9 protein-coding genes and 2 pseudogenes are annotated in these 9817 nt (G+C 72.1%); 5 read left to right on the plus strand and 6 right to left on the minus strand.

All coding sequences use genetic code 11. The annotated features are described in order from the left end of the window. Positions 1-410: 410 nt before the first annotated feature. Positions 411-1289, minus strand: coding sequence for a sirohydrochlorin chelatase (locus VKA29_RS06490; RefSeq protein WP_324784233.1), 879 nt, complete (start codon positions 1287-1289; stop codon positions 411-413). Positions 1290-1535: 246 nt separating this feature from the next. Here VKA29_RS06490 and VKA29_RS06495 point away from each other — a divergent pair, with 246 nt between their 5' ends. After that, entirely contained in the window at positions 1536-2222 is a 687-nt protein-coding gene (locus VKA29_RS06495; RefSeq protein ID WP_324784234.1) for a SanA/YdcF family protein, read from the plus strand. A 123-nt stretch (positions 2223-2345) separates the two neighbouring features. Continuing rightward, positions 2346-4481, plus strand: coding sequence for a molybdopterin oxidoreductase family protein (locus tag VKA29_RS06500; protein WP_324784235.1), 2136 nt, complete (start codon positions 2346-2348; stop codon positions 4479-4481). Positions 4482-4490: 9 nt separating this feature from the next. On the opposite strand, the gene VKA29_RS06505 is transcribed toward VKA29_RS06500, so the two are convergent. Next, the gene (locus VKA29_RS06505; RefSeq protein WP_324784236.1) at positions 4491-4901 is read right to left on the minus strand and encodes a gamma-glutamylcyclotransferase family protein; all 411 of its coding nucleotides are present in this window, start codon (positions 4899-4901) and stop codon (positions 4491-4493) included. A gap of 190 nt (positions 4902-5091) precedes the next feature. Between VKA29_RS06505 and VKA29_RS06510 the strand changes: the two genes are divergently transcribed. Continuing rightward, positions 5092-6741: a M4 family metallopeptidase gene (locus tag VKA29_RS06510; RefSeq protein ID WP_324784237.1), complete on the plus strand. Its 1650-nt coding sequence runs from the start codon at positions 5092-5094 to the stop codon at positions 6739-6741. 217 nt (positions 6742-6958) lie between these two features. Here the strand turns inward: VKA29_RS06510 and VKA29_RS06515 are convergent, their stop codons facing one another. The 3 genes and pseudogenes from VKA29_RS06515 to VKA29_RS06525 all read right to left on the minus strand — a co-directional run bounded on the left by VKA29_RS06515 (position 6959) and on the right by VKA29_RS06525 (position 7928). Next, positions 6959-7177, minus strand: a complete 219-nt coding sequence (locus VKA29_RS06515; protein WP_420718448.1) for a helix-turn-helix domain-containing protein — start codon at positions 7175-7177, stop codon at positions 6959-6961. A 32-nt stretch (positions 7178-7209) separates the two neighbouring features. Beyond that, positions 7210-7548: a helix-turn-helix transcriptional regulator gene (locus VKA29_RS06520; RefSeq protein WP_324784239.1), complete on the minus strand. Its 339-nt coding sequence runs from the start codon at positions 7546-7548 to the stop codon at positions 7210-7212. After that, positions 7545-7928 (minus strand): annotated as a pseudogene (locus VKA29_RS06525) (type II toxin-antitoxin system RelE/ParE family toxin). Before VKA29_RS06525 ends, VKA29_RS06520 begins: the two are co-directional and overlap by 4 nt. A 347-nt stretch (positions 7929-8275) precedes the next feature. Between VKA29_RS06525 and VKA29_RS36925 the strand changes: the two are divergent. Next, positions 8276-9184, plus strand: a complete 909-nt coding sequence (locus VKA29_RS36925; protein WP_420718449.1) for a helix-turn-helix domain-containing protein — start codon at positions 8276-8278, stop codon at positions 9182-9184. Further along, a pseudogene (locus VKA29_RS36930) lies at positions 9124-9387 on the plus strand (hypothetical protein); the annotation flags it as partial. The gene VKA29_RS36925 and the pseudogene VKA29_RS36930, both read left to right, overlap by 61 nt. On the opposite strand, the gene VKA29_RS06540 reads toward VKA29_RS36930, so the two are convergent. Further along, positions 9384-9806, minus strand: a complete 423-nt coding sequence (locus VKA29_RS06540) for a hypothetical protein (RefSeq protein ID WP_324784240.1) — start codon at positions 9804-9806, stop codon at positions 9384-9386. The pseudogene VKA29_RS36930 and the gene VKA29_RS06540 sit on opposite strands and share 4 nt — an antisense overlap. Positions 9807-9817 lie beyond the last annotated feature (11 nt).

Below are 9817 nucleotides of genomic sequence, written 5' to 3' on the forward strand. Positions count from 1 at the left end.
CGCCGCCGCTTCAGGCCGGGGCGAGTTCCCGTTCCGCCGCCGCTTCAGGCCGGGGCGAGTTCCCGTTCCGCCGCCGCTTCGGGCCGGGGCGAGTTCCCGTTCCGCCGCCGCTTCAGGCCGGGGCGAGTACTGCTTCGCCGCCGCTTCAGGCCGGGGCGAGTACTGCTTCGCCGCCGCTTCAGGCCGGGGCGAGTATTGCTTCGCCACCGCTTCGGGCCGGGACGAGTTCCGTTCCGCCGCCGCTCCGGGCGGGGGCGAGTTCTGCTTCGTCGCCGCTCCGGGCGGGGGCGAGTTCTGCTTCGTCGCCGCTCCGGGCCGGGGCGAGTTCTGCTTCGTCGCCGCTTTCGGGCGGGGCGAGTTCTGCTTCGTCGCCGCTTTCGGGCGGGGCGACTTCCCATTTCGCCACCGCGTCAGGCCGGGGCGGGTTCCGGTGCCGTCTGCGTGTCCGGTGCGGTGAGTTCCGGTGCCGGCTGGGGGGCCGGCGTGGCGAGGGCCTGGTCGTAGCGGTGCAGGACGAGGCGGGCCATCGCCGGGTGCGTGCCCAGGGGCGCCGAGACGATCCACGGCGCCGCCCCGGCGCACTCCGTGGCGAAGCGGCCGGGAGCGGTGAAGTACGAGGCGACGGCGACGCGGTGGCGGCCCCGGGCGGCCAGGGCGCGCACGGCGTCGGCGACGGTGGGGGCGGCCGCGGAGGCGTAGGCGGGGACCACCGGCACGCCGAGGCGTGCGGCGAGGAGCCCCGCGGTGCGGGCCGTGTCGGCCGCGGACTCGGGGTCGCGCGAGCCGGCCGCGGCGAGCACGACCGCGCGGGAGCGGCGGTCCGCCGCGTCGGCGGGGGCGCGCCAGCCGGCCTCGGCCAGCCGGTCGTGCAGGACCTCCGCGAGGAGGGGGTGCGGCCCGAGCGGCGCGGCCACCCGCGTGGGTGCCGGTGCGGCGGCGGCCATCTCGGGGATGTCCCGCTTGACGTGGTGGCCGCGGCCGAGCAGCAGCGGCACGCAGACCGCCGCCGCGCCACCGCGCACGCCGAACGCGTCGAGCGCGGCCAGCGTGTCGGGCAGCAGGGGTTCGTTCAGTTCGATGTGGCCCAGGTGCACGGGCAGGCCGGGGCGCAGCTCGCGGACGCGGTCCAGGAGCGCGCGGACGGTGCGCAGCGCGCGCGGGTCGCGGCTGCCGTGCGCCACGACGACCAGGGCGGGGGCCGCGGAAGGCGGGCCGGGCCGCCGGCTGCCGTCGAGGTCGAGGGGGACGAGGCCGGGCCGGCTCGCGTGCGGGCTGCTGATCCGGTTCATGCGCCGATGGTGTCGGCGCGACATTGCCGAGCCGTTGCACGGGCATCACGGGTCTTTTCCGGGGGTTCACCATGGCTGCCCCGGGCGGGTGAGCTTGCCCGACCTGCGTTTTCCGGTCCCGGAAGTGAGGTCCGCAGTGAACTCGATCACGTGTCGCAGACCGAACCGTACGGCCCCGCGGGACGTCTTCGTCTGTCGGGAGCGACGTCCGGAAGGGATCGTCGGCATCCGGGAGAGGACCGCACGATGCGCCGACCGAAACCGCGCCTGCCGCGCCTGCCCCGCACGCGTGCCGGGCAGCGGCGGCTGGTGCAGGCCGTGATGGCCGCGTGCGTGCTGGCGCTGGCCCCGGCGGCGTGGCTGTACGTCTCGACGACCGACGGTCTGCGCACGACCGCCGACGTGCCGCGCACCGAGGTCGCCGTCGTCTTCGGGGCGGGCCTGTGGGACGGCGAGCCGTCCCCGTACCTCGCCCACCGGCTGGACGCGGCGGCGACCCTCTACCGCGCGGGCCGCGTCGAGGTCGTCCTGGTCACCGGCGACAACAGCCGCGAGGACTACGACGAGCCCGACGCGATGCGCGCCTACCTGACCGAGCACGGCGTGCCGGACCGCCGGATCGTCAGCGACTACGCCGGCTTCGACACCTGGGACTCCTGCGTCCGCGCCAGGAAGATCTTCGGCGTCGACCGGGCGGTGCTGATCAGCCAGGACTTCCACATCCGGCGCGCGGTCGCGCTGTGCCGGGCGGCGGGCGTGCGCTCGTACGGCATCGGCGTCGGCGCCAGGCACGACACCACCTGGTACTACGGCAACACCCGCGAGGTCTTCGCGGCGGGCAAGGCGGCCCTGGACGCGCTGTTCCGGCCGGACCCCCGCTTCCTCGGCCCGAAGGAACCGGGCGTGGCGAAGGCGCTGGCCGCGGCCCGGTGACGGGCGGCGTTTCCGCGCCTCCGCGCACCTCACGACGGCGGCGGAACGGCGGGGAGGTCACCGTGCCGCCCGCGTAACCGGGGCCCGCACGGCGCGTAACACGGCCCGCGCACGCTGAACGGCATGCAGAACTCCGCGACGCCCACCGCGACGCCCACCCACTGCCCGTACTGCGCCCTGCAGTGCGGGATGAACCTGACGCCCACGCTGGAGGGCACGGTCGAGGTGAGCGAGCGCGCGGACTTCCCGGTGAACCGGGGCGCGCTGTGCGGCAAGGGCCGTACCGCGCCGGCGGTGCTGGCCTCGAACGTCCGCCTGGCCTCCCCGCTGGTGCGCTCCGGCGGCGCGCTGGTGCCCGCCACCTGGGAGGAGGCGCTGGACCGGGTCGCCGGGGAGCTGCGCCGCACGCGTGCCGAGCACGGCCCGGACGCGGTCGGCGTGTTCGGCGGGGGCGGCCTGACGAACGAGAAGGCGTACGCGCTCGGCAAGTTCGCGCGGGTGGTGCTGGGCACCTCGCAGATCGACTACAACGGCCGCTTCTGCATGTCGTCGGCGGCGGCCGCGGGCACGAAGGCGTTCGGCCTGGACCGCGGGCTGCCGTTCCCGCTGGCGGACATCCCGAGGACCGGCTGCGTGATCCTGGTCGGCTCGAACCTCGCCGAGACGATGCCGCCGGCGCTGCGGTTCTTCACCGAACTGCGCGCAGGCGGCGGCACGTTGATCGTGGTGGACCCGCGCCGCACGAGGACCGCCGAGCAGGCCGACCTGCACCTCGCGCCCCGGCCCGGCACCGACCTCGCCCTCGCGCTCGGCCTGCTGCACCTGGTGGTGGCGGAGGGCCGGGTGGACGAGGCGTACGTGCGGGAGCGGACCGCCGGCTGGGAGGAGGCGCGGGCCGCGGCGATGGCGCACTGGCCGGAGTACGTGGAGCGGATCACCGGCGTGTCCGTGCCGCAACTGTGGGAGGCGGTACGGCTCTTCTGCGAACCGGAGGCCGCGATGGTGCTCACCGCGCGCGGGCCCGAGCAGCAGTCCAAGGGCACCGACACGGTGGGCGCGTGGATCAACCTGTGCCTGGCGACCGGCCGGCCGGGCCGCCCGCTGTCCGGGTACGGCTGCCTGACCGGTCAGGGCAACGGGCAGGGCGGACGCGAACACGGCCAGAAGGCCGACCAGTTGCCCGGCTACCGCACGCTGGACGACCCGGCGGCGCGGCGGCACGTGGCCGAGGTGTGGGGCGTGGACCCGGACAGCCTGCCGGGGCCGGGACGCAGCGCCTACGAGCTGCTGGACGCGCTGGGCACGGACATCCGGTCGCTGCTGCTGATGGGCTCCAACCCGGTGGTGTCGGCGCCGCGCGCGGCGCACGTCGAGGAGCGGATCAGGTCGCTGGACTTCCTCGCCGTCTGCGACGTCGTCCTGTCGGAGACGGCGGCGCTGGCGGACGTGGTCCTGCCCGTCACCCAGTGGGCCGAGGAGACCGGCACCACCACCAGCCTGGAGGGCAGGGTGCTGCTGCGGCGGCGCGCGATCAGCCCTCCCGGCGGCGTCCGCAGCGACCTGGAGGTCATGCACGAGCTGGCCGCCCGGCTCGGCGTGGAGAAGGGCTTCCCGGCCGACCCCGAGGAGGTCTTCGAGGAACTGCGCCGGGCGAGCGCGGGCGGCCTCGCGGACTACTCCGGGATCACCTACCGCAGGCTGGCCGAGGAGAACGGGGTGTTCTGGCCGTGCCCGGCCGGCCCGGACTCCGCCCCGGACCCGTTCGGGGAAGACGGTGCGGCGGACGCCCACCCCGGCACGCCCCGCCTGTTCCTGGACCGCTTCGCGCACGCCGACGGCCGGGCGAGGTTCGTGCCCGTGACGCACCGGCCGGCCGCCGAGGAGCCGGACGACGAGTACCCCGTGCTGCTGACCACCGGCCGGGTCGTCGCCCAGTACCAGTCGGGCGCCCAGACCCGCCGCGTGGAGGAGCTGAACGCCGCCGCGCCGGGCCCGTTCGTCGAGCTGCACCCGCGGCTGGCGGCGCGGCTCGGGGCGGCGGAGGGCGACCCGGTGGCGGTGGTGTCGCGGCGTGGCCGCGCGGTGGCGCCGGCCCGCATCACGACCGGGATCCGCCCGGACACCGTCTTCATGCCGTTCCACTGGCCGGGCGAGGGCCGCGCCAACACCCTCACCAACCCGGCGCTGGACCCGACGTCGCGGATGCCGGAGTTCAAGGTGTGCGCGGTGCGGGTGGAGGCGGTGCGGCCGGTCACCTGATCCGGCCGGTCACCGGGCCCGCCAGTCCCCGCCCTCGATCAGCTTGCCGCTGACCCGCAGGCGGGCGGCGACGGCGGGCGCGGCGACGTACACCCAGGCGCGCACGGGCGTGCCGTCGGCGTCGCGGACGATCTCGCGGGCGAGGCGCTCGTAGAGGTTGCTCGGGTCGCCGGGGGCGTACTCCTCCAGCTCGTCGAGGGCGCCGAGCAGGTCGCCGTACTCCTCCGGCAGCGCGGTCACCAGCTCGCCGTAGACCGTGGAACCGGGTTCCTCGACGGCGTAGGGATAGCCGGGGCCGTCGTAGAGGACGGCCCCGTTCAGACGGGCCGGTTCCTCGGAGCGGGTGCGGCCGCGCAGGAACAGGTCGTGGTTGGGCTCGCCGGGGCGGAGGGTGCCGTAGACGAAGAACGGGAGAGTCACGGAAACGATTCTCCACCCTCCCCCTCCCCCGCACACACGCCCCCGTACGCACTATGGACATGACATGTCATGGCCATTTAAATCTGAGGGACCATCAGCGCCGCCCCCACGCACGTGCACGCACTCGCACGGGCTTCCGCGTACGTGCCTGCGCCCGCACGCGCTCAGAGGCGCCTTCCCGAGGAGACAGATGAGTCGGACACGGCACCACATCCGAGGTTCCCGACGTCTCGCCGCCACCGGCGTGGCGGCCACCGCCGCCACCCTGCTGGCAGCCACGCTCTCCCCCGCCGCCCACGCGGCCGACAGACCGACCAGGGCCACCGCCCTCCAGCACGCGGCCTCGGCCCTGGCCGCGCACGCCACGAGTCTCGGCCTCACCTCCGCCCAGGACACCACCGTCCGGGACGTGATCGTCGACAAGGACGGCACACAGCACGTCCGCTACGACCGCACGTACCGCGACCTGCCCGTCCTGGGCGGCGACTTCGTCGTCCACCTGGCGTCCGACGGCGCCTACCGCGGCGCGAGCCGCGCGACGCGCAGCGGCGTCTCGCTCGCGTCGGTCACCCCGTCCGTCCCGGCCCCGAAGGCCGCCGACATCGCGGCGCACGCCCTGCGCGCCGCCAACCTGGGCGACACACTGCGCAAGCTGAAGGCGAAGCCCGAGCTGGTCGTCGACGCCCTGCACGGCACCCCGAAGCTGGCCTGGCGCACGAACGCGGTCGCGCTGGACCCGGCCGGCAACCCGGTCGCCCGCACGGTACTGACGAACGCCCGCACCGGCGCGCAGATCGACGCCTGGGACACGCTGGAGACGGCGACCGGCGACGGGCAGTCGCTGTACGGCGGGACGGTGCCGCTGGAGACGACCCTGTCGGGATCGACGTACCAGCTCACCGACCCCACCCGCGGCAACACGTACACCGGCGACGCGGCCAACAAGACCGACCTGTGCATCTTCGGCATCTGCTTCAGCCGCGCCCCCGCGACCGTCTTCACCGACGCCGACAACCACTGGGGCTCGGGGACCACCGCCGACCGCTCCTCCGCTGCCGTGGACGCCCAGTACGGCACGAACGAGACGTGGGACTACTACAAGAACGTCCACGGCCGCAACGGCATCGCGGGCGACGGCAAGGGCTCGTACAACCGCGTCCACTACGGCAGCAACTACAACAACGCCTTCTGGGACGACAGTTGCTTCTGCATGACGTACGGCGACGGTGACGGGACGACGTTCGGGCCGCTGGTGGCGCTGGACGTGGCTGGCCACGAGATGACGCACGGCGTCACGTCCAAGACGGCCGGTCTGACGTACTCCGGCGAGTCCGGCGGCCTGAACGAGGCGACGTCCGACATCTTCGGCTCGCTGGTGGAGTGGTACGCGGGCAACGCGTCGGACCCGGGCGACTACCTCATCGGCGAGGAGATCGTCCGCTCGGGCTTCGGCCGGGACGCCCTGCGCTACATGGACAAGCCGTCCAAGGACGGCAACTCGGCCGACTGCTGGAGCGGTTCGGTCGGCAACCTGGACGTCCACTACTCCTCGGGCGTCGCCAACCACTTCGCGTACCTCCTGGCGGAGGGCAGCGGCGCGAAGACCGTCAACGGCGTCAGCTACAACTCGCCCACCTGCAACGGCTCCGCCGTCACCGGAATCGGCCGGGACAAGCTGGGCAAGATCTGGTACCGCGCCCTGACGGTCTACATGACGTCCTCGACCAACTACGCGGGCGCGCGGACGGCCACCCTCAACGCGGCGAAGGACCTGTACGGGTCCGGAAGCGCGGAGTACAACGCGGTGGCGGCGGCCTGGAGCGCGGTGAGCGTGGGCTGACCCCTGCTCGGCTCCGAGGACCGGTCGGGCGCGGCGGAGGGACACCTGCCGAGCCCGGCCGGGCTCTGGCGCCCGCGACGACGGGCCGCCAACTGCGTGATCTTCGCAGGGCAAGAGGGTCAGAGCGGAAACGTGTTTCGGTTTGACAGCCCGGAAATGCCGGTGCCGCCAGTGGTGGTCTACACCGCCTGAGGAATTCCAGGAATCCGAATGCGCGTCAAGCGGCTTTGTCGTGCGGAGTGAGGCTGATGGTCAGGTCGGCGCCGAGAGCGTGGGCCAGGCGGCGCAGGAGGGGGAGCGTGGGCACGGTCCCGCCGCCTTCGAAGCGGGAGATCTGCGGCTGTTTCATCCCGCATCGCTCAGCCAGCTCGGCTTGGGACAGCCCGAGCTCGATGCGCCGGTCGTGGACGAGTTGCCCGAGCTCACGGGCAAGCACGGAAGGCGGGTCCTGCATGGTCCCTCCCCGCCTCAGGCCGCTGGGGCGACGATGGTGACGGTGGGCTCGCCTCCGCCGGCGAGGTGCACGTCCACCGTGAGGTCCAGTGCGCGGGCCAGGCGCATGATGACTGCGATGGGCGGCAGCTCGGTGGCCGTCTCGATGCCTTCGATGTCATCGACGTCGACGTGCATGCGCTCGGCGAGGTCGGCCTCGCTCAGACCCAGCTGCTTACGCCGGTCGTATACGGCCTTGCCCAACGTCATGGCGAGGCCGGCCTCCTCGTAGACCCGGTCGTACTCGGGGTCAGCGTCCAGGCGTTCGCCCAGCAGCCGACGGTGGCGACGGGTCCTCCATTCGCTGTGGTTCATCGGTTCTCCTTGAGGCTGCGGCTGTAGAGGTCGTGCTCGGCGGCGGCTTCATGCTCTGCCTCGCACAATCGCTGTGCGGCGTGGGCGCGGTCCACTTCGGCCTGCTCGCGCATCTTGGTCTAGCGGAACACGGTGAGCAGCACGACACGTCGGCCGGGCGCCAGCCAGTAGGTGATCCGCTGATGGGCATCGCCCAGGCGGAAGCGCAGCTCGCGGAGCTTGCCACCCAGGTGGCGGGAGTGCGGTTCGTCGAGCGTGGTGGGCTGCTCGGCGAGCAGGTCGGCGACGCGTTCGGCCTGCTTGTAGTGATGGGCGGGAATGTTCTCCAGCCACAGCCGCACCTCCGGCTCGATCTCGATCGAGTACCGCCCGCCGTCCATAGCGCCGATGATATATGGCACGGGGTGCGAGAGCGCGACTTCATAGTTCAGGTCGTGTGCCGTCGCCGCGACCGCAGCCACTCCAGCGTCGTACACCCCCGGCACTCCCCTTCGTCCTGATGCCACGGCGCCGCCGCAAACCAGCGGCAACCTGCCGAGGCGGCGCAGGGTCGGCTTCTTTCGGCACGACCGGGCCCGATCGGGAGAGGCAGCGTACGGCCGGGCTGGCGCGTCGCCCAGTCTGGCGGCGCGGGGCCGGGGCGGAGGAGTCGGCCCCCGACGGACGGCCGGGAGCTTCGCCCCCGCCGGCTGCAACGCCCATAAGCGCGGGTCCGTCGCTACCAACCATGCTCGCCGTGCCCGGCGACGGTGCGCTGGAGGGTACCGTCTGGGTGTTGCCGCTGAACGGAGTTCGCCGTGTCGCGGAGCATCGAGGAGCACGCCGGCGCTCGCGGATCGCCCGTATCCGGAAGCAGCGCGGTCTGACGCAGCAGGGGCTGGCGATACGGGCTCACGTGTCGAAGTCGCTGTTGTCGAAGGTGGAATGCGGGCAGAAGCCTGCCTCCCCGGCTCTGGTCGCGGCCTGTGCCCGCGCGTTGGGTGTTTCCGTGTCCGAGTTGCTGGGGCAGCCGTACGCCGAGGAACTGCGCCGCGATCGGATGGACGCGCTGATCCAGCCGATCCGCGAAGCGCTGGAGAACTGGGACATCCCGCTGGACTGGCAGACGGCTCCGCGTCCGGCCGCATTGATCTGGACGAATGTCCGGCGGGCTCGGGAGCAGCGTCGCCAGGCGCAGTACACGGACATGGTGCGCGACCTGCCCGTGCTGATCGACGAATCGGTGCAGGCCGTGCACACCAGCACCGGCGAAGATCAGCGGCTGGCCTACGAGTGCCTGGCGGAGACGTTCCGGTGCGTGTTCACCGTGGCGTGGAAGCTCGGTTTCCTGGATCTCGCGACCGTCGCGTTGGACCGGCTGGCGTGGACCGCGCCGCACGCCGACGAGCCCGGCCTGGCTGCCATGTACGCCTACCTTCGCACGCAGACCACCATGTCGTCCGGCCGGTACGACGTGGGGCTGCGGGTGGTCGACCGGGCTCTGCGGGACCTCGACGGCCAGGAGTCACGCCGCCCGGCAGGCATCGAGGCAATGCGCGGCATGCTCCACCTGCGCGCCGCGACCATCGCGGGCCGCATGACCCCCGACACACGGCCGCAACACTGCTCCTGGAGCAGGGCGTCGAACTCATTGTGATCAAGGAACTGCTCGGCCACGTCCACATTGACGTCACCGCCACCGTCTTCAGAACGTCCGCGGGCCCCACGAGGTGCTTCGTGGGGCCCGCGGACGTCCGACTGCGTTGCCGTCAGGGTTGCCGTCGAATGCCTCATGACCCCCACGGAATTTCAAACTCCATCAGACCACTCAATGTGACGAGATCCCTGCAATCCGGTTAACCGAGCGCCGCCTCCGTCACATCGAATCCAGACGCATCATCGTATGGGATCGCATTCCACAGCGAAGTCGCGAATTCCCATACAGCTCGTACCATCGACAAATCAATTGCACTCCCCGAAAGTGTAACGATCAACAAAGAGTCCGTTTCGTTGATACGCCCAGAAGTGTCCTCAGCGGCTACCTGGGAAATCGAATCCCGCACGATGGAGGGGCTGGAGTGAAACTCAATTCGCATATCCCCGGCGGCAGCCGCTGATTCGGTTGACCCCAGAGACATCGAAGCCCACCCCTTCCCAGAAGATCTCTCATTCGTGAACACAGGGCGGCTCTCGGCATTGAAGCTGTCCACCAGATGATCAAAAGCTTCATCAGGGCTAAGCCCGCCAGAGACGCAGTAGAAGTTAATGTTGTACGTCACGACACTCCTCG

It is taken from the genome of Streptomyces sp. H51 (assembly GCF_035656535.1).
GTDB lineage: Bacteria > Actinomycetota > Actinomycetes > Streptomycetales > Streptomycetaceae > Streptomyces.